This window comes from Geobacillus lituanicus, from assembly GCF_050994965.1.
Lineage (GTDB): Bacteria > Bacillota > Bacilli > Bacillales > Anoxybacillaceae > Geobacillus > Geobacillus stearothermophilus.
This window is the reverse complement of record NZ_CP194773.1, coordinates 588,974-613,995: the sequence shown is the minus strand read 5'-3', so window position 1 is coordinate 613,995 and position 25,022 is coordinate 588,974. Positions and strand designations below refer to the sequence as shown.

The following is a 25,022-nucleotide window of genomic DNA, read 5'->3' as shown; positions in this document are numbered from 1 at the left end:
ATACCATTAAACAACGGCGCTGCAAAGTCATTTCTCCATTTTCTATCCTTTGTCTTTTGAAGCAGATTATGCACTGCTTTCCCCGCGGCCAATGGCGTTTCTCACTTCCATTATACGCTTATGGCGGAAAAAAATACGGGGCACTCGATAACTGATCGTGCAAGGCACTTCGTAGTTGATCGTTTCCAAATGGCGAGCGACATCATCAATGGAAATCACCTCGTCCCCCTGGCGACCAATCAGTGTCACCTTCGTGCCGACCGGCAGCGGCCCAGGCAGGCGGATCATGCACTGGTCCATGCAAATGCGGCCGACAATCGGCGCCTTTTGTCCGTCAACAAGGACATGAAAGTGCTGCAGGCGGCGGAGCCAGCCGTCCGCATAGCCGATCGGAATCGTCCCGATCCACTCCTCCGTCTGCGCAGTGTACGTCGCACCATAGCTCACCTTTTCGCCTGGTTGCAGTTTTTTGACGTGTACGAGGCGGCTATGGAGCGAAAATGCTTCTTTTAATGGATACGGCAGCAGCGGCTTGATGCCGGGCGACGGGGCAAGCCCATACATGGCAATGCCGAAGCGGACCATATTGAACGTCCGGTCAGGGAAACGGAGCGACGCTGCACTGTTGGCGCAATGGACGAGCGGCGGGCGCGACGGCAGCCATTCGAGCATGTGCAAAAAACGGGTATACTGATAGGAAAAATAATCGGTGTTCACCTCATCCGCAGTCGCAAAATGCGTGTACACCCCTTCAAGCACAAAATGCGGATGGCGCTCAATCAGCGCTGCGATTCGTTTCGTCTCCTCCTCGTCTTTCACTCCAAGCCGTCCCATGCCGGTGTCCATTTTCAAATGGAAATGAATAGGAATAGGGCCGCTGTAAAGGGCGGACGCTTCTTCCAACCAGTCGGAGCGGAACACGGTCAGGGCAATGCGCTGCTGGGCGGCCAGCGCCGCATCAGCTGGACGGGAAGCCCCGAGAACTAGAATCGGCGCTTCGATTCCTTTTTCCCTTAAAGCGAGCGCCTCATCCAAAAAGGCAACCGCCAGGCGGGAGGCCCCCGCTTCGAGCGCTGTCCTTGCCACCTGCACATCCCCATGTCCATAGGCGTTCGCCTTCACGACCGCCATAATGTGCGTGTCGTCCGGCAGCAAACGGCGCAAATTCGCCACATTGTCGTAAATGGCGTCCAAATCCACTTCCGCCCACGTATCGCGATGAAAGTCGTTCATGGTTTCTCGCTGCCTTTCCTGTTGCGCAAACTTGAAAGCGCTCGAAATCATTTTTGTCCTTTTTTAGTTTACCATGCCATTGCGGAAGAAGGAATAGGGGAAAGCGTGCGAAGACAGCGAAAAACGTTGGACGGGCGCTGCGGTTGGCTGCACCGGTGCCGCAACTCCAATCGGGCAATAGAAAAAAGGCGGCTCCCCTGCTTTCGGAAGCGGGGAGACACGCCTTTTTTCGGATGGCATCGTTATTTTGCCGCTTTTTCCTGCACTGTGCTGGCCACCATTATCATTTCTTGTAGAGTCAAATCGTCCGAGGCGAGCGTAAACTCCACCCCGTTGTACGACCATGTCAGCGTTCGATCGGTGAGAGCGCCGACGGTGAAGCCTAAATCGACGGGATCGCCGTTCACCAAGACGGGCATGCTCGTTGCCGGAAGCACTTCCGCTTTTTCTTGAACGAGCGTAAATGATTTTTTGCCGCCAAACGTCATAATCACTCGTTTGCCACTCTCACTTTTGACCTCTTTTTCCTCGAGCATTTTCACTCCTTCAGGCAGCCGGCTCAAATCGGGGTACATGACTTCCATCACTTGTTCTTTTCCTTCGGCCATCGTTGGCACCTCAAGACGCGCCCCGGTCATGTTTTTGGACGTGTCGAACGCATCGTCATCAAACTTTTTGTTAAATTCAACATTGGAGAATTCGACCGTCAACAATGCTTTCCGGTCGGTATCCATCACTTTGACCGAGACCGGCGCCAAATCTTTTTTGCGCAGTGTAATCTCCTGTGTTGGGACGACCTCACTGTTCGGGTAGTTCGTTTTTGTCTCGAACACGTAATGATTTTTCGTTGCCTTAAACTTTGCCTTTGGATCGCTCAAAATGTCTTTGACGAGCGATTCGTACAAATACGCTTGGCTGCTGTTTTTCGGCCAATCGCTGACAAACTTGAAGCTTTTGTTGAGGGCGGGTGTAAAGACGAATACCCCCTCATCGTTGCGCAAAATCATTTGGCTTTGCCCTTTGTCGGCGTTTTTCAAGCTGACGCGGTAGTACGACGGCTGCTTATGCCACACTTCCACATGGTATACTTGCGGCTCGGCGCCGGTGCGGAACGTCATTTTCGCTTCCGCTTGGTAGCCTGTCAGCTCATCCATCTTTTCATTCAGCGCCTTGAGCACTTCCTCCTGCGATTTGGACCCGCAGCCAGCTAACACAAATAGAAAGATGATGCCGACCAATGCCATAAGCACCTTTCTGCCCATCGCTTCAACCCCTTTGCCTCATATATCGGTTTCTGTCCATGCACTACAATATATGAGACAACACCCGGGAATATGCAGACTAGCTATGACAAAGATCGAACGGCTTGAACGGTTCCAATCGCTCGATGACGACTTGGGCGACCGCATAATCGCGGCTATGGGAAATGGAAAGATGAACGACTTCACGTTCGCGGTGAGCGGCAATGCGCGGTTTTCCATAGGCGTCTGTGGCGATTTCAATATCCTGAAATGACAAATGCCGTCCAATTCCTGTCCCGAGCGCCTTGGCGTACGCTTCCTTCGCCGCAAACCGTCCGGCGAGAAATTCCACCTGCCGGGCAGGCGGCAACTCATCAAACCGCGCCTTCTCCCGCGGCGTTAAAATCCGCTCCGGAAGTTTGCGGCTGCGGGCAAGGATGGACCGAATGCGCTCCAATTCCACAATGTCGATGCCGATGCCGATGATCATCGCGTTCCCCCCTGCTATCGATTTGCCGGCCGCGGACAAATTTTTTCCGGCCGTCGCGCATAAGATGGCTTATAGCAATCCCTATGTTTGGTTTCCTGCCAAGAAAGGAGGCTCGTTCATGTTTCACCGTACCGGGGACGGTCGGCCGCTGCCTCGCCTTTGCCCCGCCGTATTCATCCTGTTGCTCGTCCATGTTGGCTTATGGGGGTTGTTCACGCTTCCTCTTCCGGCGCTTGAGCCAGTCTGGCAGAGCATCGTCGGAACGAACGGCGCCATCCGCCATGGGGAGTATTGGCGGCTTGTCAGCCCGCTTTTATTGCACCTCGATTTCGACCATTTAGCCGCGAACAGCCTCTCCTTATGGTTGTTCGGCTCGTGGCTCGAGCAAGCGCTTGGGAAAAGGAAGTTTTTGCTTCTTTATATCGGGGGAGGCGTCGGCGCCAACCTTGCCACCGCCTTGCTTCTTCCGCCGATGTACAGCCATGTTGGGGCGTCGGGCGCCATTTTCTCCTTATTTGGCATGTACAGCTATCTCGCCCTTTTTCGCCGCGACCTCATCGCCCCCCGGCACGCCCAGTTGCTGTTGGCCGCTATGGCCATCAACCTGTTGCTCGGCTTGATGGAGCCGGACGGCAACCTCATCGCCCATCTGTTCGGCTTTGTCACCGGCGGGCTGCTCGCTCCGTTTTTGACCGTCCGCCCCGGACCGCCGTCGTTTCATGTCGTCCGGCCATGAAAAAACGGCGCTTAATGCGCCGTAATCCGCCGTTTTTTCGTCCGTCCGCGCGCGGAGCCGTCCGGGCGGCCGCCCCGTTTTTTCTCCCGCTTGACCGCTAATGGCGGCTCTTCGGTCAGTTTTACCGGCGTAGTATCCGGCTCGCGCGTCAACATTTTCAAGCAGGCGGCGACAAGCGTCACCGAATCATGCTCTTCCAGCAGCTCCTCGGCGGCCCGCTTGTAAAACGACAAGTTTTCCGTTTCCGCCACATTGAGAAGCTTCTCAATGGCAATGCGCTGTTGGCCTTCCAGCGCCTCATCGAGCGTCGGCGGCTTCATCCGCTCCATTTTCCGCTTCGTCGTCCGCTCAATATGGTGAAGTTGGCCGATCTCCCTTGGCGTGACAAACGTCATCGCCACACCCATTTTCCCGGCGCGACCTGTCCGCCCGATCCGATGGACGTAGCTTTCCGGATCCTGCGGGATGTCGAAGTTATATACGTGCGTCACGCCGGAAATATCCAATCCGCGCGCGGCAACGTCGGTTGCGACTAAAATTTCGATCGATCCTTCTTTAAACTTGCGCAACACCGACAGGCGCTTCGCCTGGCTTAAATCGCCGTGGATGCCTTCCGCCGCATAACCGCGCAAGTTGAGCGCCTCGGCAAGCTCATCAACGCGCCGCTTCGTGCGGCCGAACACGATCGCAAGCTCCGGCGCCTGAATATCAAGAAGCCGCGTCAAAATGTCAAATTTCTTTTTCTCGTGCACTTCTAAGTAGTACTGTTGAATGTTCGGCACGGTCATCTCTTTCGCCTTGACCTTCACGAGCTCCGGTTCATTCATGAACCTCTCGGCGATGCGGCGGATCGGGTCCGGCATCGTCGCCGAGAACAGCAACGTCTGCCGCTCGGCCGGCACATGGCTTAAAATCGCCTCAATATCTTCGATAAAGCCCATATTGAGCATTTCATCCGCCTCATCGAGCACGACGGTATGCACGTGCTCAAGACGCAGCGTGCCGCGGTTGATATGGTCAAGAATGCGGCCCGGCGTGCCGACAATGACGTGCGGATGTTTTTTCAAAGCGCGGATTTGCCGCTCGATATCTTGACCGCCGTAAATCGGCAAAACGCGCACCCGCTTGACCGCGCCGATTTTATACAGCTCTTCCGACACTTGAATGGCGAGCTCCCGCGTCGGCGCGACAACGAGCGCTTGAACGGCGCCGTTTTTTACGTCCACTTTTTCCACAATCGGAATACCAAACGCCGCCGTTTTCCCCGTTCCGGTTTGCGCTTGACCGATTACGTCTTTATTTTGCAGACTGAGCGGAATCGTCTTTGCTTGAATCGGAGTCGTCTCTTCAAATCCCATCCGCTCGATCGCTTTCATCACTTCTTGGCTTAATCCTAATTCTTGAAATGTCGTCAATGTTATCCAAACTCCTTATAAAAAATCGTCCCTTTATCCGAGAGAAAGGTTTGACAGTTATCATACCATGTTATGCGGTGATTTGCAATGATGGGCATGGGCAGCGCGCAAAAATGTTTCCACCTCAGCAAACAGAACGTGCCGATCGATGCTATGACAAACATGATGGAACGAATTGGGCAAAAGCAACAGCTTTTTTTCTGAAGACCCCATGCGTTCATATAAATAGCAGGCGCTTTTTAACGGCACGATCCCATCTTTTTCTCCTTGCACAATGAGCGCGGGTGCCGCGACGCGCGGAAGTCGGGGACGCACATCGCGAACGAGTTTGCGAAACTCCCTGACAGCTGAAAACGGCGTCGCCATCATTTTGTTTCGATAGCGGAGAAACAGTGGGTGCTCCCGCGCTCCTTTCCATCCATTGGCAAACATCTCGCGGATGTCGCGCCATAATTGGCGCGGGTTGACATAGTAAAACGCAGCGCTTAGCAGCACGAGTTTGGCGACCGGGTATTTTTCCGCCAAGTAGACGGCGATCACTCCACCCATTGAAAACCCAATGACATACACCACACTGCAACGGTGATGGAGCGCTAAAAACGCTTGTTCCGCCGCTGCGATCCATTGGTCGTATGTAATTCCTTTCAACCGCAGTTCGCTTCCGTGGCCCGGCAAGGTTGGCGTTTCGATCATCCAATCGGTCCGCTCTCGCAAATAATCGGCCAGCGGCGCCACTTCTTCTGGACTTCCCGTAAACCCGTGAATACATAAACAGCCGATCATCATTTCCACCCCCGCCCGAATGAAAAGCGGTGCCCATGACGCCGCTCTTAGTTTTTCCGGCTGGCCTAATTTTACACCCAATAGCGGAGCAGTTCTTCCAATCTCATGCCGCGCGATGCCTTCAATAAAACAATGTCATCCGAAGTCGCGACGGAACGCACGGCCTCGGCCAACGCTGCTTTATCGTCGAACTCCCTCACCCGTCCATCATCAAAAAATGGGGCGGCCGCCGCGGCGATATGGTGCGAAAGCGGCCCGTAAGTGAACACATAGTCCACCATTCCCGGCCGCAGCACCTCCCCGATCTCTCGATGAAACGCCACTTCTTCGTCACCAAGCTCCAACATATCGCCCAATACGGCGATTTTTTGCCGGTAGCCGCCTAATTCCCCAAGCAGCGTCAAGGCGGCGCGCATCGATGTCGGGCTAGCATTGTAGGCGTCATTAATGACGGTAAAGCCATATTTCGTCTTGACGACTTCCGTACGCATGCGCGTCACTTGCAGGCGGGAGAGAGACGCATCAATGCCTTCCCAATCGATGCCGAAAAAGCGGGCGACCGCAATGGCGGCGAGCGCGTTGTACACATGATGCTTGCCTAATACCGGCATAAACAGCGTCCGGCCGGGGAGCGCATTGATGACAAACGATGTTCCTCCCGCTTCAATGCGCACATCGGTCGGATAGTAATCGTTCTGTTCGCCCGCCCCGAACGTCACGACATGGCGGGGAATCGGCAACTTCGGCACGCGCTCCGTCAAGAGCGGCTCATCGCCGTGGTAGACGAATAAACCATCATGGTGCAAACCCGCCAAAATTTCCAACTTCGCCTTGGCGATGCCTTCCCGTGAACCAAGCTCTTGCAAATGTGATTCCCCGATGTTGGTAATGACGGCTGCATCCGGTTTGGCAATCAACGTGAGCCGCTCGATTTCTCCGAATCCGCTCATCCCCATTTCGACAACGGCAATCTCTGTGTCTTCCTCGAGCGAAAGCAGCGTCAACGGCACGCCGATATGATTGTTAAGGTTGCCTTCTGTTTTTTGCACGCGGTAGTTGGCCGCCAACAACGCAGCAATCATATCTTTTGTCGTCGTTTTGCCGTTGCTGCCGGTCACGCCAACCACTTTCAGCCCAAGCTGTTGGCGGTAACGGGCGGCAAGCCGCTGCAGCGCCGAAAGGGTATCGTCAACGATAATCGCCGGAACGCCTTCTGGCGGCGTCCCTTCCGCTTCCGCCCACAGCACTGCTGCCGCTCCTTTTTGCACCGCCTCGTTCACAAAGGCATGGCCGTTAAACTTCGCGCCAATAAGCGGAACGTACAAGTTGCCGGCTTGGATCGCTCTCGTGTCTGTCGATACGCCGCTGACGGCAATCGTCTCCCATTCCGGCTTCACGCACCGACCGCCTGACATCTCCGCAATTTGCCGCACCGTCCGTTTCATCATCCGCTTTCACCCTCTTTATTTTTCAAATGTGTACGTGATCGTCTGCTTTTCTTGATGCCGTTCCAACGCCAGCGCAATGAGGCGCTCGATCAGTTCCGGATACGGCACGCCGCTGTGCTGCCAAAGAAGCGGAAACATGCTGTACGGGGTAAATCCCGGCATCGTATTAATTTCGTTAATATACACAGTGCCATCTTCAGCGAGGAAAAAGTCGGCACGCACGAGCCCGGACAAGTCAAGTGCTTTAAACGCGGCAATGGCCATTTCCTTAATCGTTTCATACTGCTCTGGCGTCACCTTAGCGGGAATAATCAGTTCCGTTTGTCCGTCTTCATATTTTGCCTCATAGTCGTAAAATTCCTTTTTTGGCACAATTTCTCCGACGACCGAACAAATCGGTTCATCATTGCCGATGACGCCGATCTCGATCTCCCGGCCGACGATCGCTTCTTCAATGATGATTTTCCGGTCATACTTAAACGCTTCGGCAAACGCCTTGTGCAAATCGCCGCGCTGCTTGCATTTGGAAATGCCGACGCTCGAACCGGCGTTGGCTGGCTTGACAAAGCACGGGTAGCCAAGCTCTCGTTCGATCCGGTCGTAAACGGCTTCCCCGCTTTTTTGCCAGTCATATTTGGTCACCGCCACATATTTCGCCTGGCGCAGCCCGGCTTGGGCAAACAAGTTTTTCATAATCACTTTATCCATGCCGACGGCCGAGGCAAGCACACCGTTGCCTACGTACGGGAGGTTTAACATTTCGAGCAGTCCTTGCACAGTTCCGTCTTCGCCGTTCGGCCCATGCAAAAGCGGGAAGATGACGTCAATCGTTTCCTCGCTGTCCGCAGACGACGATTCCGACGCCGGCACCTGGTTTAAAGATATCGGGATCATGGCCGTCGCTGTCGACGTGAACTGCAGCTGTTTCACTTCTTTGACCGGTCCGGTCAATCGCTTTCCTTTAATCCACTGCCCTTGTGGAGTAATGTAAATCGGAATCACATCAAATTTATGGGGATCGATGGCGTTCATCACTGCCATCGCCGTTGACAACGATACTTGATGCTCCGGCGACTTCCCGCCGTACAACACTCCGACTCTCGTTTTCATCTTCGTTCCTCCTCTTTCCTTGGCCATCGTTCCTATTGTAACACGTTTCGCGCCCAACGGTCTGATATTTTATATGTACGATGCAGCTTGTTTCGCTACTCTTGGTGCATCCGCCTAGCACAAAAAAATGCCATCTAACGTCCGTTAGATGGCCCACGCTACGGGTGAAGCACACGCTGGGCGCGACGCCTCGGCATCGCCGCCACCATTTCGGCGAGCGCTTCCTGCCCCGTTTTCTCCACCCCGGCGAAATAGTCGGACACACGGCGGAAAAACCGGTTTTTCTCAACATCATCATTGAGCAGGCGCAACATGGCCCGCTCGCCGCGGTCTGGTTCAGCTAAATGGTAAATCAAGCCGTTCCGCTGCAAATATTGCAAATTGATGCGCTCCTGACCCGGCAGACAATCGATCGTAAACATCGGAATGCGTTTATGAAGCAGCTCGCTCACCGTCACTCCACCCGGCTTTGTCACCACCGCGTCCACCTCATCATACAGCCGGTTCATTTCTTCCGGGTCGGCAATGTACGGGAGCGGACGGATGTGCGGGAGATTCCAGCTGGAAATTTCGTCGTATAACTGGCGGTTGGCGCCGCATAGCACGGAATAGCGAAACAGCGTCGATGCCCGGGCCGCCCGCAAAAAGGCCATCATATTGCCAAGCCCTTGGCTTCCGCCGGCGACAAGTATATGGGCCGGCCACCTCTTTCGCCGCGTTTCCGTCGTGTTCCGAAACGCATCATGAACCGGAATGCCTGTGACCACGATGCGCCCTTCGTCAATCCCGTATTTTGTGACCAGCTCCCATTTCGCCTCTGGATGGGGGACGAAGTGATAATCGATAAACCGTTTCCCCCAGACGCTGTTCATGAAAAAATCGGTATAGACGTTCACCACAGGAACAAACAACGCCTGTTTCCGCTTAAGCTGCTGCAAAATGCGAGACGGAAACGAGTGGGTGCAAACGATCAAATCCGGCCGTTCCTGCTCGAGCATTTTTTTCATTTTGCTTTCGAAATATGGCAGCCATGGCTCAAATGAAACAAACTCGAACCGCGGCGGCTCTTGATACATAAACGTTTTGTACACGCGATGATAGGAAGCGGGATGTGAACGAATCCAGCGCAAATACGCTTCTGACACCATTTTTTCCATCAGTTCATTGCAATAGCTCAAAAAATCGATTTTTTTGCTTTCGACCGCCGGAAACTGGCGCCGCAAAAAATCGATCAACGTATCCGCGACTTTATGGTGTCCCGTGTTCATTTGAAACAACGGCAAGAACAACACTTTCATCATCGATCGCACCCTTTAGCTTTCGAAAGATTTTTTGCGCCTCCGCTGTCCGATCCACGCCGCAAGCAAAAACAGCAAAAACAACGCCAATCCGACAAGCGGGAAAAAAACGAGGGGAATATGGACATGCCGGCCGAGCAGCAGCCCAACGAACATCAGCGGGGCGACCCATCCAGCCGTTCCAAGCGCTGCAAGCAGCAAAAACGGCCGAAACGGAAACCGGCTTACCCCCGCCATATACGGGCAGATTTGCCGGACGCCTGGCGCATAACAGCCGAACAAAATGCCCCATTTCCCATAACGGCGGAACCAAAGCTGAGCCCGCCCCCACCGCTCGTCCGTAATTCCCACGTATTTGCCGTACTTTTTCATAAACGGCGCCCCCCACCATCGTCCGGCGCCATACGCCGCCACCATGCCGGTCATCGCTCCTCCCCAGCATGACGCGAGCGACGGCCAAAGCAGCAGCTGCTCCTTGGCGACGATCAAACCGACGAAAAAAAGCAAGCTTTCCTCCGGCGCTGGGATGCCGACAATGCCGCAAAATAAAAACAAAAACAGCGTCACATATCCGTACGACTGAACGTACGGCAACCATACACCTGTTTCCATGGCTCCCCCATCACATCGACGAGATTCGTTTGTTAGTTTGCGCGTTTCTCATTTCTGTAATCGTCACCCAGCGCATCTTTCTCGCTGCTTCATCTTTCAGCAGCAGCTCAAGCGCTGACAACATTTGCTCCGGCGCATGCCGGTCGGCCCCCAACGCATCGCCGTTGTCATGAAGAACAATCACAGCTCCGCCGCGCAACGCTCCTTTTAACCGGCGGAACAACTCCATTGCCCCCAGTTTGGCGTTCCAGTCGCCAACAATATGCGTCCATAACACGGTCGTATACCGTTTTTGTACGATCGGTGCCCATGCGTTAAAATGCCCCCACGGAGGGCGGTAATAAATCGGTCGTTGGCCCGTCGCCCGCTCAATCGCCGCAGCGGCGCGGCGCACCCCCCAATCGAGCCAAAACGGCGGCACAAGCCAGTTGCTTATATGGCGATAGTTGTGAATGCCGACTTCATGGCCTTCCTCCACCATGCGCCGCACAATGTCCGGATAACGTTCCGCTTTGCGGCCGACGACGAAAAACGTCGCCTTGACACCGTGTTTCTTTAATAAATCCAACAGTTTTGGCGTATAATACGGGTCAGGACCGTCATCAAACGTCAAAGCAAGGCAATCGGGCGCTGTTCCTTCCCGAAACAACAGTACCCGCTTTTTGCGAATGACGATCGTCGGCACAACCCCGTAAACGATGATTCCAGCGATCAGACAACCGAAAAGCCATGCCAACATCGTCCTCACCTCGCAATATTTTTTCCTTTAAAAAATCACAACGTGCGAACAGACTACTATAATAAATAATATATAATACAGACTACTAAATTTATATATAATTTCGATGAAAAATCAATAAGGAAAACAATGAAATTTTCATGTGACGCCCAAGCGTTCCCTTTTTCTATACGAAACGTCCAGCCGATCGGTTTCCTCCATAAATGACGTTGCATCTGCTATAATACATAATCGGTATGAAACTCTAGCCGCAAAGAGCAATTCATCGGCATATCCGTTCCGCCGGACGGCCGGAACGGGACGGCCGCATTGTACGTTATTCATCTTGCAAAAAGACAGGTGATCTGCATTGCGAAAGAAAATCGTCTTAACCGGCGGCGGCACGGCTGGCCATGTGATGGTCAACGTCGCCTTGATTCCGAAACTAAAAGCACAAGGCTGGGACATCATCTACATCGGCTCTCACGAGGGAATTGAACGGGAGATCATCGGCCGCATCGACGGCGTACCGTACTATTCGGTTTCGACCGGAAAACTGCGACGCTATTTTGACTGGAAAAACTTTAAAGATCCGTTCAACGTGCTAAAAGGCGTTTGGCAGGCGTACCGCCTTATCCAAAAAGAAAGGCCGGACGTCGTGTTCTCCAAAGGCGGATTCGTCTCCGTTCCCGTCATTCTTGGCGCCTGGCTGAACGGTGTACCGTCGGTGATTCATGAATCCGACTTGACGCCCGGTCTTGCAAACAAAATCGCCATGCCCTTTGCGACGAAAATTTGCCTCACCTTTCCGGAAACGAAGCAACACGTCAGCGCCGATAAAGCGGTCTACATCGGCGCCGTCGTCCGCGAGGAACTGAAGCACGGCAGCGTTGCCCAAGGGCGGAGGATGTGCCAGTTCGACGGCAAAAAACCGGTGCTGCTGGCGATGGGCGGCAGCTTAGGCTCGAAAAGAATCAACGACGCCTTGCGCGCCAACTTATCAACGCTGCTTGCCGAATTTGACATCATCCACATTTGCGGCAAAGGAAACATCGACCCAAGCCTCGCAGACCAAAAAGGATACAAACAGTTCGAATACGTCAACGAAGAGCTGCCACACTTGTTGGCTTTGGCCGACATCGTCGTCTCTCGCGCGGGCGCAAACGCCATTTTCGAACTGCTCGCCTTGCGCAAGCCGATGCTGCTCATCCCGCTCTCGAAAGCGGCAAGCCGCGGCGACCAAATTCTCAACGCCCGCTCGTTTAAAAACGCGGGCTATGCGGAAGTGCTGATGGAAGAAGACTTGACAAACGAATCGTTCTATGCCGCCATTCGCTGCCTATATGAAAACAAAGAGCGCTACCGGAAAAACATGGAGAAAGCCGGCGGAAGCGATCCGCTGCAAACATTGCTTTCCATCATTCAAGACACCGCCCGCCGGTGAAAGCAGGCGATGCCTGACGCGGCCAACCACGGCCGTTTTTTCGGCATCGCCTTATTTTGCATAGGCATGGAAATAAGCAACTCGACTAAACGGCTTATCCGTATTATAATCCATAGTACAGATAAGCAACAACTATTTTTTTACTTTTCTTAACATTTTTTAGAAGACGGACTGGCGAAAAACAACGAATTCATGCGGTTTGGGGAGCTCGCCCAAAAGCAAATGATGATGTTTCAAGACTTTTCTATTTGAAAAACCTTGTTGAAGCACAACATTTCCCCTTAAATCCTTGGTCTTCTACAATCCATCATCTTTTGTTCCCCTAAGCGGAATGCATGCCAGCCAACAGAGTAAAAGAAGATAACAAACAACCGCCCGGCGGAACACCTCCGCCAAGCGGCGCGACTAAAAGTATAACAAAGAAATAACAACGGCTAGCACGATCCGATATACCGCAAACGGCACGAGGCGGATGCGGTTGATGAGCTGCAGGAGGAAACGGATCGCCAGCAAGGCAAAGACGAAGGCGCTCAAAAAACCGGCGATGAAAAACGGGATGTCGGCAGCCGTGACGTATTGCCAGTTTTTCAACAGCGACAGCCCGCTCGCCCCGGCCATGATCGGAACAGCCATAATGAACGTGAAATCGGCGGCGGCGCGATGGCTCATGCCGACGAGCACCCCGCCGGCAATCGTCGAACCGGAGCGGGAAAAACCGGGCCATAACGATAAGCATTGCACCAATCCGACGAGAAACGCCTGTTTGTACGTAATTTCGTCGACCGTCTGCGCCCGCGCAGCTCTTTTCGCGAATTTGTCGGCGGCGATCATGAGCAGCGCGCCGAGCACAAGGCCGATGAGCACCGTTTTCGTAGAAAACAAATGTTCGTCGATGTAGTCTTCAAACAAGACGCCGAGCACCCCGGCTGGAAGCAGGCCGACGATGACGTGAAGAAGCGTCAGCCGCGGATGTCCGCCCGGATGGCGGCCGCGGAAACCAAGCAAATCAAGAAATCGGTCTTTAAACACCACAACAGCGGCCAAAATCGAGCCGAGCTGGATAACGACTTTAAACGTATTCGCCGCGTACTTGCCTAAAAACTCGGTCGATTTCAACCAAAGATCGTCCACAATGATCATATGCCCGGTCGAAGACACAGGGGCAAACTCGGTCAGCCCCTCGACCATCCCTAAAATAACCGCCTTCAACAGCTCGATCCAGTTCATTCGTTCCATCCTTTCTGCGCGGGGTCGTCCTTTTTATACATATGGGCCGGGCGGGCAAAATAACACCCTGCTTCGGCCGTGCCTGCTCTATTGTACTACAAATCATTCGTTTCTACTACCCGCACGTTTTTGGATGGGTGTGATGCCGGGAAGAGCGTCAGTCATCAGTCAGCGGGCGGAAATGGGCCTGCCCCCAGCTCCCCGCGCCGTTCTAGGTAGTGGTACAAAGCGCCGAGCAAGTTCGCATCGTTTTTGAAGCGGCACGCCTCCACAACGGGGCGGACTTTCGCGATCGAAACAACCGACAGCAGCGCAGAAAGCCGCTTGTTGATTTCACTGATGAAATCAGGACGGCTGCTAATGCCCCCGCCGACAATGATTTTTTCCGGATCGTACGCATACTGCAAATTAAAAATGCCTTGCGCCAAGGAGAAGTAAAATCGATCGATCGCCTTTTGCGCGGCTTCATCGCCGCCCTCTGCCAACGCAAATACTTTTTCCCCGTCCAGTTCACTTTCTTGCATCCCTTTTTCCTCGGCCGCCATCCGGATCAGCGCACTCGTCGCCGCCAGTTCACTCCATGTTTTGCATTCAAGGGTTCCGTTTGCATAACGGACATCCATCAACATATAGCCAAACTCTCCGCCATGCAAATGCGCGCCTTTATGGATGCGTCCGTCTTTCACAATTGCTCCGCCGATGCCGGTGCCGACGATGACAAAGGCGATGTCGCGGCAGCCCCGGCCCGCTCCCTTCCATAATTCGCCGAGCGCCGCACAGTTCGCATCATTTTCCAGCTCCACCGGCAGACCCGTCGCCCCGCCGAATACGTCTTTAAAGTTGGGGCCGTGAATGCACGGCAAGGCGCTGCTTCCGCCAATGACACCGATGTCGCTGTCGACGCTGCCTGCCGAACTGATCGCGATGCCAGAAAGTTCGTAACTCGCCTGCGCGTGGCGGACGACGCGAAGCAAGTCGTCGCGAAACCGTTGAAAGTCATGACGCTCCGAACGGTAGCGCCCCTTTTCCAAAAAATCACCGCGCTCGTTCATGACGGCATGTTTCACATACGTGCCGCCAATGTCGAAAACGATATAGCAACGCATCGATGGCGCCTCCTTCGTTTACGATCTTTCCTCTCTTCTAGCTCCATTAGGCTTAGCTGTTTCTCCGCTTTTATGTATTCGCCGTCGGTCCATCCGCTCCTCCCCGCTGCAAGGAAAGAGGGGGCTGACCCAAAACGCGAATGCGTTTTGGGATCAGCCCCCACTTTTTTGCCTCAAATATAGAAGAATCGCCCTTTTTTCTGGTAGAATAGAGTCACCAAAACCACTACCACCGAAAGAAGGGCGATTCTTTTATGAAACATGATCATATTTCCTTTAAAGAGTATACCATGGACAACCTCTCTTTGCCAAGCAACATCGCCGATCTCATTCCACGGGATAACATGGCCCACGTGGTTCATGAGATGGTTGAACGCATCCCGATGGAGACGTTTCTTGCTTACTACAAAGGAGGGGGCGCCTCCGCCTATCATCCGAAAATGATGACCAAAATTCTCCTTTACGCTTACACCCAAAAAATGTATCATGGCCGTGAGATTGCACGGCAGCTCGAAGTCCACCTTCCCCTCATGTGGCTAAGTGGATTTCAAAAGCCGGACTTCCGCTCCATCAATCGGTTTCGTTCGGAGCGGATGAAAGACCTGATTGACGACCTGTTCCGGGAAATGATCACGCTGCTCGTGGCCGACGGCTATGTCAAGATGGAAGATTATTTTGTGGATGGAACGAAAATTGAAGCGAATGCCAACCGGTACACCTTCGTTTGGCGCAAATCGGCTGAGAAGTACCAGGAGAAACTCCAAGCCAATGTCGATCGGCTGATTGCCCAGATCGAGGCGATCGTGGAAGAAGAAAAGGCGGAAGACATCGACCCTTCGCCGGCCTTTACGTCAGAAGAAATCCGAAAGAAAACCGAGGAGTGGGAAAAACGGTTGGAGGCCGAGCCGGACAACCAACCGTTGAAGAAGGCCATCAAGAAGATGAAGGAGGACTACTTGCCCCGCAGTGAAAAGTATGAACACCAACTCCATGTATGCGGGGATCGCAACAGCTATTCCAAGACCGATGTGGATGCCACCTTCATGCGGTTGAAGGAGGATCACATGCGAAACGGCCAGCTCAAGCCGGCCTATAACGTACAGGTGGGTTCTTCCGGCCAATTTATTTTGGGGTATTCCCTTCATCAGAGGCCGGGCGACACTCGTTGTCTTCTCCCGCATTTGGAGACCGTTCGAGAGAAGTACGGCGTGGAACCCGAACGTTTGATCGCTGACGCGGCTTATGGCTCGGAAGAGAACTACGTGAAGCTGGAAGAGAAGCACATATCGGCCTTGATCAAGTACCATACGTATGAGAAGGAGAACACGCGCAAGGTCAAGAAAAATCCGCATCATCAGCAGAATTGGACCTATGTGGAAGAAGAAGACGTTTGGATTTGCGCCAATGGGAAAAAGCTGGTTCGCACCGGAACTTCGAAACAGACCACGGAATCAGGATACACCTCGGTCACCCGACACTACCAATGCCATGAATGCGAAGGATGTCCGTTCCGTTCGGCCTGCACGACTTCCAAGTATGGACGAACCACGCAATGGAACCCCGTCTATCATGAACAAAAACAGAAAGCCCGCGAACGGTTGGAGAGTGAAGAAGGGCAAGCCCGATACCGCCAACGCCAAACCGACATTGAGAGTGTATTTGGGCAAATCAAACAAAATCGCGGGTTTCGTCGCTTTGTCCTGCGAGGCCTCCAAAAAGTTTCCATCGAATGGGGGCTGGTTTGTGCTGCCCACAATCTTCTCAAAAAAGCCGCTAGGGACAAGCAATTGTCCTTGGTGGCGTAAATGAGGGGGAGAACAGAGTCGGAATTTTGTTCCGTTTGGTAAAATATACAAAAACCAGAGAGGGCTGACTCCAAAAGTCCGCTTTTTGGCGGACTTTTGGGTCAGCCCCTCGCCATCATCATCGTTCATATCCCATTGACAACGCCTTTTGCGCATTGCGAACATCGTTGTGAAGGAGCTGGACGAGATCGTACGCTGGATAATCACTTCGTTCATACATATAGTTGAACGCTTTTTCGTGCGTGTCAATGGCTTTGAGCAGATGTTTGACAAACGTTTTGCGCAGCACCGGCGTCGCCGCCTCGGTAATGGCAGCAGCATAATTACGCACTGCCGTTTTTGAAAAGCCAAGCAAGTCGCCAGCGTGCAAGGCGCGGTCGCCATCATCATGGTCGCGGCTTTCTTCCATCATCGGTGCCGCCGGAATGAAGGCAAGCAGCTCGCGCAAATTCGTTTCCAGCCCTTGAATCGTCTCAAGGTACAATCCTTTTAATTCAGGACAGTCGATTTTGCCGACCGCCTTTTTCATTTTTATGAGACCGTTTGCTTGAAAAGCGATCAGTTCATGCAACTCCAACGTTTCATGCCAAGCCAAATGGCGATGGCCGTGCATCTGTCCATGCATATGGATCACGTTCTCCCCTTGTTTTTCATTGGTTGATTTCCATTTACTGTATATGCCTGCCAAAAGGAAATGGTCACTATTGTCCAAGCTTCCCGCACCAGCAAAAAAAGGCGTCTCGCCTCAGGCGAAACGCCTTCCTCCATCCTGTTTACAACCAATCCCCGCCATCAAATCCATCGCCGCCGTCAAACCAGTCATCGACATCCAGACCGTCAGCCACATCATCAACGGCATCGTCGAGCAACTCCTCCGCTACCATTCCCGCCAACATGCCAGCCGCGAATCCGCCAATGGCTCCGGCCCATCCATGTCCGCCATGGTGCGAATGATGGACGGGTGAATAATGGCCTACGGGATGGCTATAGATTGGCGAATGTGGCGTTGCCAACGGATGCCCGCTCAGCTGGCCGAACTCCCCAGCCGCCTGCACCGCCTCTTCGATGGCTTCTCGAAGCAGACGGGCTGCCGCCGCCGAATCGCGAAGCTGTTCATGAGTGATCAACAGCTCCCGTTTCATTTCGCGTTCCCCGCCAAAGCCGTGGCGGACGTCGATCTCCAGATACAAACGCACCCCTTCTCCCTCGACGAGGGCAAAAAACTCGACTTCTTGGACGATCCCTTGAAATTCGCTCGTCGGGAAGAACGCAAATTCCTGGCCATGCGGCGTAATGCTTCCGGATGTCGCTTTCTCCCGGAATCCCAGGGCGGCCAAAGCGGAAAACACTTGCTCCAAGGCCGTCGGCGGCAAAATGTGAATGGCGTCTTGGTCATATGCATCCGCCCCATCGGCAATATCGAGCCGGGTGACGAACGTATAACGGACCGTTGGGCGGCTGATCGGCAAATGGAGCGGCAGTGCGTACGAAAACGGGAGCACTTTCCGCTCACCGGGCTGAATCGTAAACGAGGAAGCGACCGGGATCACCGCTGCGGTTCGGCGATATGCCTTTCCTTCCGCGTGCACCTCCAATTGCAATACGACATCTAGGTTCCGAATGTGTTGGGCGACCGAACCACCTTCCAGCAAAAATTCCCCTTCCAACGTTTCACCAAGGCGCACATGAGGGCGATGCAGCACGAGATCCACTTTGGCAGCGCCAATGCCGAATTTCGATAAAAACTTTTTCCACATCGGACCTCTCTCCTTTTTCATCAACCTATTTTCACATTTGAATTACGAACAAGCCGCCAACATGGTGTCACCGAAATAATTTGATCAACCCCAAGACGATCAATGCAACCCCAGGCAGCATTGTCGTCTTTTTCATGATTCCCGTTTTCGACACCATGTACCCCAACGATAAGCCGACTCGGATGAACACAAGATTAAACATACCAACCAGCAAGGCAAACGAAAGCGGCGGAAAATGCAAAAGCGACGAACTGATCCCGGCGCCAAAGGAATCCATCGAAAGAGCAATGCCGATTAATAACGCTTCTTTTTGACTGATCGTGCCTGAACGATCAAGATCGCCAAGTTCGGGGCGTTTCAATACTTGAACAGTGCCGCTGAAACGGTTAGCCCCCCCTGCTTCATCAGGCTCCATCGAAAACTCGCTCCCGTCTCCCTTTGGTTTATAGACGTTATAAATCGCCCAACCGCCAAGCGCCATGAGAATGACCGAAGCAAGCCCTCGCTCGACTTGCAATGGCAAAACAAGCGCCAACAGGCGGCCGATGTTCATGGACGCAAACACCATCATTCCAGACATGCATGCAATAAGCGCCAACGAAAAGCAGGAAAAACGGACACCACCCATTCCATACGTAATGCCTACGCTCAAACTGTCCATGCTCACGCTGAAAGCGAGCAAAATCATGGACACCCATAACCACATAGGAATCCCCCCTGCCGTACGATATGCAATTCCGTACAGAGAGGGGACTTTCTTGCCATTCGACACGCATCGATTTCCGGGGAAATGTTTCCCCTTTTCTCGACATTATTCCCGCAAATGATACGGCAGCGTCGCAATGACCACATCTTTTTTCATGATCAAGAAAAAGCGCAAGATGATGGCGGTTTGGTTATGCAAAAATGTATGCCACCATTTTTTCACGATAAATTGCGGCAAGAGCACTGTCACCGGCGCGCGGTCTGCTTCTTTTTCCGCTTTCGTGATGTCGAGTTGATTCAAAAAGAAAAAACCGCTGAGGACGCGCTCAACGGCTACGTTTGGTTCAAAACCATACTCGTCCCTCCCCAAAGCGCTTGCGAGGTTAGCTGTCGGGTTCGGGCTTGGAGAGATGCCCGTCCTTTCGGATTCACCCCTAGCAACGAGCGTTGCAACAAGTGGGTCCCCCGCTCCATGACGGATTCAGCGCTAAATATTCAGTTGTTTCTGCTTCCATATATTACTCCTCCCCCTTTTCTCCGTAAACAGAGAAAAAGCGGAAAAAACAACGATTTTCTCTGCCTTTGAGCCGCTTTTTCGCATAAACCGTCCTTATCTTTATGCTTTCTTTCTTTTTCCTGTCTTGCCTCTATCCAATCATAATTTTCCCTTTCGGATAGCGGAACGGATCAGGCTGACGGCGCAGCGTGACCGCGTACGCGATCGTCAGCGGACCGACGCGGCCGGCAAACATCGTCAAGATAATGACCGCCTTTCCAAGCGGAGACAACTCTGGAGTCAGTCCCATCGACAGTCCGACGGTCCCAAACGCCGACGTCGCTTCGAATAAAATCATGAGAAAGTCTTTTCCGCTCTCGGTGATCGTCAACACCATCGTTACAAACATGACGATAAACAGCCCGCTCATGGTCACGGTCAGCGACTTGTATACCGTATCATAGACAATTCGTTTTCGGAACAAAATGACGTCTTCCTTCCCGCGAATTTGCGACCAAACCGCGCCGAGCAACGTCGTAAAGGTCGTTGTTTTGATTCCGCCGCCCGTCGAACCCGGGGAAGCGCCGACAAACATGAGAAACACGATCAAAAACAGCGTCGGCTGCGTCAAATCCGGGATGTTAAGCGTATTCGAGCCCGCCGTTCTCGGAGTGACCGCCTGGTAAAACGCGGACAGAAACTTGCCTGAGAGCGACAGCGGCCCCATCGTCTTCGGATTGTTCCACTCCAGCAGCAATATCAGCGCCATGCTGGCTACTAGCAGCCATGCCGTCGTAATGGCGACGACCTTCGTATGAAGGGAAAGGCGGCGCGTCTGCCTATACTCGTACACTTCATTCATGACAATAAAGCCGATTCCGCCTAAAATAATCAAAATCGGCACAACAAGGCTGACGACCGGATCGTCCACATAGCCGGTCAAGCTGCGGAACTCACCCATTAAATCAAACCCGGCGTTGTTAAAATTCGAAATCGCATGGAAAAAGCCAAAGTAAATCGCCCGGCCGAGCGGCATGTCAAAGGCAAAGCGGATTGAGAGCAACACCCCGCCGATCCCTTCAATCACAACAGTAAAAAGGAAAATGCGTTTGACGAGCCGAACGATGCCCTCGATCGTCAAATTATTGAGCGCCTCTTGGAGGATGAGCCGTTCTTTCAACGAAATGCGTTTGCCAAACAAAAAGGCAAACAGCGTCGCAAACGTCATAAATCCGAGCCCACCGACTTGAATGAGCGCCAAAATGACAAGCTGGCCAAACAGGGTAAACGTCGTCCCGGTGTCGACGACAACAAGTCCAGTTACGCACGTCGCGGAAGTCGCTGTAAACAGCGCGTCTAAAAACGGCAACCCCTTTCCATCCACGGTCGCAACAGGAAGCATCAACAGCAGCGCTCCAATCAAAATAATGAGCGCAAATCCGGACACGAGAATTTTCGGCGGATCAAAAAATTTGCCTTTCGGATTCATTGGCATGGCTTACCTCTTTCCCTTCATCCAGTTCTTCCTTATAGTTTGTGGATAATGCATAGAAAAAATATACCAAAAACAAGCCGGGTACAGCCAATAATTTTTATCATAATGTCCTCGTTGTCTAATAAAATGGGTAAAGGGCATGGCCACGCGCATCGGGACGTTTTCAGAAGGGCAGTTGAAACCTTTTCGATTTCCATTCGTCTATATGAGTGGCAGTCCATCGCCATACAGGGAAACGAGGTGGCAAGGAAGGGGGCGCCCGTCAATCCTTAAAAAACATTCCATTGACTTTTGGCAAAAGACGTATTATGCTACTTGACATGGAGACGTTCCGATGTAAAATGATGTCAGGACAAAATGCTGGCTGCTATGCGCGGAAGCTGTTCATAGAAGAATAGAAATAGAAATGGATCTTTCGAGAATACGAGACAAAGGAGGAGAAGAGAACGTGAAAACGATTGGAAAGAAATTGTTGACAAAATGCCGTTCTCTCCCTAACCAATATATTGGTTTTTTTATTTTGGCGGTGCTCTTGTTTTGGCTGAAGACGTATGTCGCCTATCTAGCGGAATTTAACCTTGGCATCAGCAACTCCATGCAGGAGTTTTTGCTGTTGATCAATCCGATCAGCTCGGCGGTGTTTTTCTTTGGCTTAGCCCTATTGGGCAGAGAAACACGGGTATATAGGCGGCTCGTTACTATTAATTTCATTTTGTCGTTCATTTTATACGCCAATATCGTCTATTATCGCTTTTTCAGCGATTTTATTACATTGCCGACGTTGACGCAAACGAAAAACTTTGGCGATCTCGGCGGCAGCATTTTGGAATTGCTCAGATGGTATGACCCGCTTTATTTCTTGGACACGATCATTTTGGCAGTGATCGTGTTCTCGAAACGGTTCCCGCTTCCGCCGGTGCGGGCCGGTCGCGTCAAAAAAGGCGTTATTTTTGCTTCGGCCATTTTAATGTTCAGCGTCAACTTGGCGCTCGCGGAAGCCGACCGCCCGCAGCTGTTGACTAGAACGTTTGACCGCAACTATATCGTCAAATATTTAGGGATATACAACTACTTGATCTATGACACGATCCAAAGCATGAAATCGTCGACACAACGGGCGTTCGCGAACAAAAGCGACATCACGACCGTATTGAACCATGTGCAGGCGACGTATGCTGAGCCGAATCCGAAGTATTTCGGCGTCGCCAAAGGAATGAACGTCATCTATATTCACTTGGAGTCATTCCAAAACTTTTTAATCAACTACAAACTGAATGGCCAGGAAGTGACGCCGTTTTTAAACTCGCTCACCCGCGATCCGAACACATTCTATTTCGATAACTTCTTCCATCAAACGGGTCAAGGGAAAACATCGGACGCAGAGTTTATGCTCGAAAACTCGCTCTATGGCCTGCCGCAAGGGGCCGTCTTCACGACGAAAGGGCAAAATACGTACCATGCGGCTCCTGCCATTTTGCGCCAATACGGTTACACAAGCGCGGTTTTCCACGGCAACTACAAATCGTTCTGGAACCGCGATGAAATTTACAAATCGTTAGGGTTCGATCATTTCTTTGACGCCAGCTACTATGATATGAACGACGAGGACGTCTTGAACTACGGGTTGAAAGACAAACCGTTCTTCCGGGAGTCGATCCCGCTGTTGGAAACGTTGAAAGAGCCGTTCTATGTGAAATTTATTACACTGTCGAACCACTTCCCGTACCCGATCAGCGAGGAAGATGCCACAATCCCGCCGGCAACGACGGGAGACGGAACGGTCGACCGTTACTTCCAAACGGCCCGCTACTTGGATGAGGCCATCAAAGAGTTCTTTGATTACTTGAAAAAATCCGGTCTGTACGACCGCTCGGTCATTATTTTGTACGGCGACCATTATGGCATTTCGGAAAATCACAACAAGGCCATGTCGCAAATTTTAGGCAAGGAAATCACGCCGTATGAACACGCCCAGTTACAACGAGTGCCGCTGTTCATCCATGTCCCAGGCATAAAAGGCGGCGTCATTCATGAATTCGGCGGCCAAATCGACTTGTTGCCGACTTTGCTGCATTTGCTTGGCATCGACACGAAAAATTACGTCCACTTCGGAACGGACTTGTTGTCGCCGGACCATCAAGAAATCATCCCGTTCCGCAACGGTGACTTCGTAACGCCAACCGTGACAGCGGTCAACGGCAAGTACTATGATACGAAAACGGGCGAGCCGCTTGAAGAAACGCCGGAGATTCAACGTCTCGAACAAATCGTCCGCACGAAGCTCGACCTGTCGGATAAGGTTGTTTACGGCGATTTGCTTCGGTTCTATACCCCAAAAGGCTTCGAACCGGTCGATCCGTCGAAATACGATTACAACAAACGCGAAAATGAAGAGGGAAGCGCACAATAAGCGCTTCCCTCTTTTTTTCTAGAAGGCCGGTGAAAAACGGTGACTTTCGCTTAATCAGTGTTTTGGGACGCGAGAGAATGCCTGGTTTTAAAAGGCTTCTCAACTTGAGAACACCGTGTTTTTCGTGTTTTTTTCACTCCATCACTACCCTTCTAGGACAAACGGACAAAAAAACGCTCGCCCAGCTGAAACTAGGCAAGCGTTCCCGTCATTCCTCGACTTGTTCAAGCACAATCCGCTTCGCTCTTCCTAAATAACGCTCCACTTGACGCAGCACATTTTCCTTCTCCGCAAATGCCCCGACTTGCGTTCCATCCACTGTCACACGCGGTGAACTACCCACCACCTACGCTTCGCTTAGAGGTGGGGGCTTCAAGCGACTTGTGTGTGTTCGCTGAACGGTAAGCCACACACAAGAACCCTTTACGCTTCCCTTCGTTCCGAAGGTGTCCGTTCTAGCCATATTCTATCATATTCGTTGGCTAACGCCAACCGACATTCATCTCCCACTTTCACTGGTGCTGGCGCACCTTCACGTTTAGAAGTAGGAGACTTCTTTCGGAGGGAAGTTAAAAAGAGGTTTGATTTTTTGTCAGATCCAATGCCCGTGCCATTCCATTCACATGCCCACGGGCGACTGTTCGCAAAAACTGGGTGTCATTCAATTTTTCTGCATCCTCTTTTCGATCAATAAATCCATTCTCCGTGAGAACCGCCGGCATCACTGTTTCGCGCAGCACATGGAAGTTTGCTTTCTTTTTCCCACGGTCGCGAAATCCTGTAGCCTTGACGACTTCTTCATGAATGGCATCGCGGATGCGGGCTGTTACCGAATCGTCATCGAGCCGATTATAAATATAATCTTCATACCCCGTGCCGCCACCGGCATTCACGTGAATCGACACGTATAAATCCGCCCCCCATTGATTGGCCCGATCCGTCCGCTCCTCAAGCGGCACCGTTTCATCTTTTGTCCGACTCAGCTGCACCAACACTCCTTCATACTCATTTTGCAGCAGACGGTTGATTTCAAGAGCGATAAACAACGTAATGTCTTTCTCCAACAACCCGTTGCCGATCGCTCCGGTATCTCTTCCCCCATGACCGGGGTCAATAAAAATTTTCGGCATCGTCGTTTCCTCCCCTTCCTTACATGTCCGGCGTTTTTCACGAAGACAATATAGGGACATCCACTCCACATTTTTCCTTATTTTATTAATAGAATAAGCATTTGAAAGGAAAAGGTGACAGGCAAAGGACCAAAACAAGGAGAAACACTAGCCGCCAACATTTCCTCTATTTGTGGTATAATAGGACGAGGAAATAAATTCCAAAGGAGGAATACGCATGTCCCGCGCACAACAATGGGTGCAATATTTCCTTTCCCACCGCCATGTCACGATGGAATTGATCCACAAAATCGACGAGGCGCATTATGATTACAAACCGACGCCGACCTCGATGACAGCAAAGCAGCAAGCCGGCTAGGCATC

General features: G+C 52.2%; 20 protein-coding genes, 3 pseudogenes and 1 riboswitch. Of the genes and pseudogenes, 5 read left to right on the top strand and 18 right to left on the bottom strand.

The window, feature by feature from the left end:
• Positions 1–66: 66 nt before the first annotated feature.
• The 3 genes from alr to acpS form a co-directional block, all read right to left on the bottom strand.
• Positions 67–1,233: an alanine racemase gene (gene alr, locus ACR1UW_RS03080; protein WP_033010307.1), complete on the bottom strand. Its 1,167-nt coding sequence runs from the start codon at positions 1,231–1,233 to the stop codon at positions 67–69.
• 242 nt (positions 1,234–1,475) lie between these two features.
• The gene (locus ACR1UW_RS03075; protein WP_193443196.1) at positions 1,476–2,495 is read right to left on the bottom strand and encodes a LolA family protein; all 1,020 of its coding nucleotides are present in this window, start codon (positions 2,493–2,495) and stop codon (positions 1,476–1,478) included.
• A gap of 79 nt (positions 2,496–2,574) precedes the next feature.
• The gene (acpS, locus tag ACR1UW_RS03070) at positions 2,575–2,964 is read right to left on the bottom strand and encodes a holo-ACP synthase (protein ID WP_498934515.1); all 390 of its coding nucleotides are present in this window, start codon (positions 2,962–2,964) and stop codon (positions 2,575–2,577) included.
• A 118-nt stretch (positions 2,965–3,082) separates the two neighbouring features.
• Between acpS and ACR1UW_RS03065 the strand changes: the two genes are divergently transcribed.
• Complete coding sequence (locus ACR1UW_RS03065; protein WP_033010298.1) at positions 3,083–3,700, top strand: rhomboid family intramembrane serine protease; 618 nt, start codon at positions 3,083–3,085, stop codon at positions 3,698–3,700.
• Between the two features lie 11 nt (positions 3,701–3,711).
• On the opposite strand, the gene cshA is transcribed toward ACR1UW_RS03065, so the two are convergent.
• The 7 genes from cshA to ACR1UW_RS03030 all read right to left on the bottom strand — a co-directional run bounded on the left by cshA (position 3,712) and on the right by ACR1UW_RS03030 (position 11,105).
• Positions 3,712–5,115 (bottom strand): degradosome RNA helicase CshA, encoded by a 1,404-nt coding sequence (cshA, locus tag ACR1UW_RS03060; RefSeq protein ID WP_033010297.1) that lies wholly within the window; start codon positions 5,113–5,115, stop codon positions 3,712–3,714.
• A gap of 60 nt (positions 5,116–5,175) precedes the next feature.
• Positions 5,176–5,898: an alpha/beta hydrolase gene (locus ACR1UW_RS03055; RefSeq protein WP_021322022.1), complete on the bottom strand. Its 723-nt coding sequence runs from the start codon at positions 5,896–5,898 to the stop codon at positions 5,176–5,178.
• A gap of 71 nt (positions 5,899–5,969) precedes the next feature.
• Positions 5,970–7,346: a UDP-N-acetylmuramoyl-tripeptide--D-alanyl-D-alanine ligase gene (locus tag ACR1UW_RS03050; protein WP_498934512.1), complete on the bottom strand. Its 1,377-nt coding sequence runs from the start codon at positions 7,344–7,346 to the stop codon at positions 5,970–5,972.
• Positions 7,347–7,361: 15 nt separating this feature from the next.
• Positions 7,362–8,456 carry a D-alanine--D-alanine ligase gene (locus ACR1UW_RS03045; RefSeq protein WP_328212662.1) on the bottom strand — a complete coding sequence of 365 codons (1,095 nt, stop codon included), beginning with the start codon at positions 8,454–8,456 and terminating at the stop codon, positions 7,362–7,364.
• Between the two features lie 158 nt (positions 8,457–8,614).
• Positions 8,615–9,757 (bottom strand): MGDG synthase family glycosyltransferase, encoded by a 1,143-nt coding sequence (locus ACR1UW_RS03040; protein ID WP_050368095.1) that lies wholly within the window; start codon positions 9,755–9,757, stop codon positions 8,615–8,617.
• 12 nt (positions 9,758–9,769) lie between these two features.
• On the bottom strand, positions 9,770–10,366 hold the full coding sequence (locus ACR1UW_RS03035; RefSeq protein WP_094239472.1) for a DedA family protein: 597 nt from the start codon (positions 10,364–10,366) through the stop codon (positions 9,770–9,772).
• A gap of 10 nt (positions 10,367–10,376) precedes the next feature.
• The gene (locus tag ACR1UW_RS03030) at positions 10,377–11,105 is read right to left on the bottom strand and encodes a polysaccharide deacetylase family protein (protein WP_050368093.1); all 729 of its coding nucleotides are present in this window, start codon (positions 11,103–11,105) and stop codon (positions 10,377–10,379) included.
• 349 nt (positions 11,106–11,454) lie between these two features.
• Between ACR1UW_RS03030 and murG the strand changes: the two genes are divergently transcribed.
• A complete protein-coding gene (murG, locus tag ACR1UW_RS03025; protein ID WP_498934509.1) occupies positions 11,455–12,528 on the top strand; it encodes an undecaprenyldiphospho-muramoylpentapeptide beta-N-acetylglucosaminyltransferase in 1,074 nt (357 codons plus the stop codon).
• Between the two features lie 405 nt (positions 12,529–12,933).
• Here murG and ACR1UW_RS03020 read toward each other — a convergent pair whose 3' ends face one another.
• Together ACR1UW_RS03020 and ACR1UW_RS03015 are read right to left on the bottom strand one after the other, a co-directional pair.
• On the bottom strand, positions 12,934–13,755 hold the full coding sequence (locus ACR1UW_RS03020; RefSeq protein WP_033016517.1) for an undecaprenyl-diphosphate phosphatase: 822 nt from the start codon (positions 13,753–13,755) through the stop codon (positions 12,934–12,936).
• Positions 13,756–13,919: 164 nt separating this feature from the next.
• Positions 13,920–14,861 carry an ROK family protein gene (locus ACR1UW_RS03015; RefSeq protein ID WP_063329742.1) on the bottom strand — a complete coding sequence of 314 codons (942 nt, stop codon included), beginning with the start codon at positions 14,859–14,861 and terminating at the stop codon, positions 13,920–13,922.
• Between the two features lie 254 nt (positions 14,862–15,115).
• Between ACR1UW_RS03015 and ACR1UW_RS03010 the strand changes: the two genes are divergently transcribed.
• Positions 15,116–16,666 carry an IS1182 family transposase gene (locus ACR1UW_RS03010; protein ID WP_171698435.1) on the top strand — a complete coding sequence of 517 codons (1,551 nt, stop codon included), beginning with the start codon at positions 15,116–15,118 and terminating at the stop codon, positions 16,664–16,666.
• Between the two features lie 118 nt (positions 16,667–16,784).
• Here ACR1UW_RS03010 and ACR1UW_RS03005 read toward each other — a convergent pair whose 3' ends face one another.
• From ACR1UW_RS03005 to ACR1UW_RS02985, 5 genes and pseudogenes are all read right to left on the bottom strand, one after another.
• Positions 16,785–17,291 (bottom strand): spore coat protein, encoded by a 507-nt coding sequence (locus ACR1UW_RS03005; protein WP_015373782.1) that lies wholly within the window; start codon positions 17,289–17,291, stop codon positions 16,785–16,787.
• A gap of 148 nt (positions 17,292–17,439) precedes the next feature.
• The gene (locus tag ACR1UW_RS03000) at positions 17,440–18,423 is read right to left on the bottom strand and encodes a sporulation protein (RefSeq protein WP_047817681.1); all 984 of its coding nucleotides are present in this window, start codon (positions 18,421–18,423) and stop codon (positions 17,440–17,442) included.
• Between the two features lie 67 nt (positions 18,424–18,490).
• Positions 18,491–19,129, bottom strand: a complete 639-nt coding sequence (ytaF, locus tag ACR1UW_RS02995) for a sporulation membrane protein YtaF (protein ID WP_498934506.1) — start codon at positions 19,127–19,129, stop codon at positions 18,491–18,493.
• Positions 19,130–19,234: 105 nt separating this feature from the next.
• Positions 19,235–19,417, bottom strand: a pseudogene (locus ACR1UW_RS02990) (hypothetical protein); the annotation flags it as partial.
• Positions 19,418–19,485: 68 nt separating this feature from the next.
• A riboswitch (cyclic di-AMP (ydaO/yuaA leader) is annotated at positions 19,486–19,625 on the bottom strand.
• Between the two features lie 150 nt (positions 19,626–19,775).
• A complete protein-coding gene (locus ACR1UW_RS02985) occupies positions 19,776–21,113 on the bottom strand; it encodes a TrkH family potassium uptake protein (protein ID WP_033010305.1) in 1,338 nt (445 codons plus the stop codon).
• A gap of 454 nt (positions 21,114–21,567) precedes the next feature.
• Here ACR1UW_RS02985 and ltaS point away from each other — a divergent pair, with 454 nt between their 5' ends.
• Entirely contained in the window at positions 21,568–23,529 is a 1,962-nt protein-coding gene (gene ltaS / locus ACR1UW_RS02980; protein ID WP_498934504.1) for a lipoteichoic acid synthase, read from the top strand.
• A 581-nt stretch (positions 23,530–24,110) separates the two neighbouring features.
• Here the strand turns inward: ltaS and ACR1UW_RS02975 are convergent.
• Positions 24,111–24,659 (bottom strand): annotated as a pseudogene (locus tag ACR1UW_RS02975) (N-acetylmuramoyl-L-alanine amidase family protein); the annotation flags it as partial.
• Between the two features lie 217 nt (positions 24,660–24,876).
• On the opposite strand from ACR1UW_RS02975, the pseudogene ACR1UW_RS02970 reads away from it, so the two are divergent.
• Positions 24,877–25,011, top strand: a pseudogene (locus ACR1UW_RS02970) (DinB family protein); the annotation flags it as partial.
• Between the last annotated feature and the right edge of the window lie 11 nt (positions 25,012–25,022).

What these genes read in the sequence shown, in the direction of transcription:
- alr (WP_033010307.1), bottom strand. Translation starts at nt 1,233, where the DNA reads ATGAACGACTTTCATCGCGATACGTGGGCGGAAGTGGATTTGGACGCC.
- ACR1UW_RS03075 (WP_193443196.1), bottom strand. Translation starts at nt 2,495, where the DNA reads ATGGGCAGAAAGGTGCTTATGGCATTGGTCGGCATCATCTTTCTATTT.
- acpS (WP_498934515.1), bottom strand. Translation starts at nt 2,964, where the DNA reads ATGATCATCGGCATCGGCATCGACATTGTGGAATTGGAGCGCATTCGG.
- ACR1UW_RS03065 (WP_033010298.1), top strand. Translation starts at nt 3,083, where the DNA reads ATGTTTCACCGTACCGGGGACGGTCGGCCGCTGCCTCGCCTTTGCCCC.
- ACR1UW_RS03055 (WP_021322022.1), bottom strand. Translation starts at nt 5,898, where the DNA reads ATGATCGGCTGTTTATGTATTCACGGGTTTACGGGAAGTCCAGAAGAA.
- ACR1UW_RS03050 (WP_498934512.1), bottom strand. Translation starts at nt 7,346, where the DNA reads ATGATGAAACGGACGGTGCGGCAAATTGCGGAGATGTCAGGCGGTCGG.
- ACR1UW_RS03045 (WP_328212662.1), bottom strand. Translation starts at nt 8,456, where the DNA reads ATGAAAACGAGAGTCGGAGTGTTGTACGGCGGGAAGTCGCCGGAGCAT.
- ACR1UW_RS03040 (WP_050368095.1), bottom strand. Translation starts at nt 9,757, where the DNA reads ATGATGAAAGTGTTGTTCTTGCCGTTGTTTCAAATGAACACGGGACAC.
- ACR1UW_RS03035 (WP_094239472.1), bottom strand. Translation starts at nt 10,366, where the DNA reads ATGGAAACAGGTGTATGGTTGCCGTACGTTCAGTCGTACGGATATGTG.
- ACR1UW_RS03030 (WP_050368093.1), bottom strand. Translation starts at nt 11,105, where the DNA reads ATGTTGGCATGGCTTTTCGGTTGTCTGATCGCTGGAATCATCGTTTAC.
- ACR1UW_RS03020 (WP_033016517.1), bottom strand. Translation starts at nt 13,755, where the DNA reads ATGAACTGGATCGAGCTGTTGAAGGCGGTTATTTTAGGGATGGTCGAG.
- ACR1UW_RS03015 (WP_063329742.1), bottom strand. Translation starts at nt 14,861, where the DNA reads ATGCGTTGCTATATCGTTTTCGACATTGGCGGCACGTATGTGAAACAT.
- ACR1UW_RS03010 (WP_171698435.1), top strand. Translation starts at nt 15,116, where the DNA reads ATGAAACATGATCATATTTCCTTTAAAGAGTATACCATGGACAACCTC.
- ACR1UW_RS03005 (WP_015373782.1), bottom strand. Translation starts at nt 17,291, where the DNA reads ATGCATGGACAGATGCACGGCCATCGCCATTTGGCTTGGCATGAAACG.
- ACR1UW_RS03000 (WP_047817681.1), bottom strand. Translation starts at nt 18,423, where the DNA reads ATGTGGAAAAAGTTTTTATCGAAATTCGGCATTGGCGCTGCCAAAGTG.
- ytaF (WP_498934506.1), bottom strand. Translation starts at nt 19,129, where the DNA reads ATGTGGTTATGGGTGTCCATGATTTTGCTCGCTTTCAGCGTGAGCATG.
- ACR1UW_RS02985 (WP_033010305.1), bottom strand. Translation starts at nt 21,113, where the DNA reads ATGAATCCGAAAGGCAAATTTTTTGATCCGCCGAAAATTCTCGTGTCC.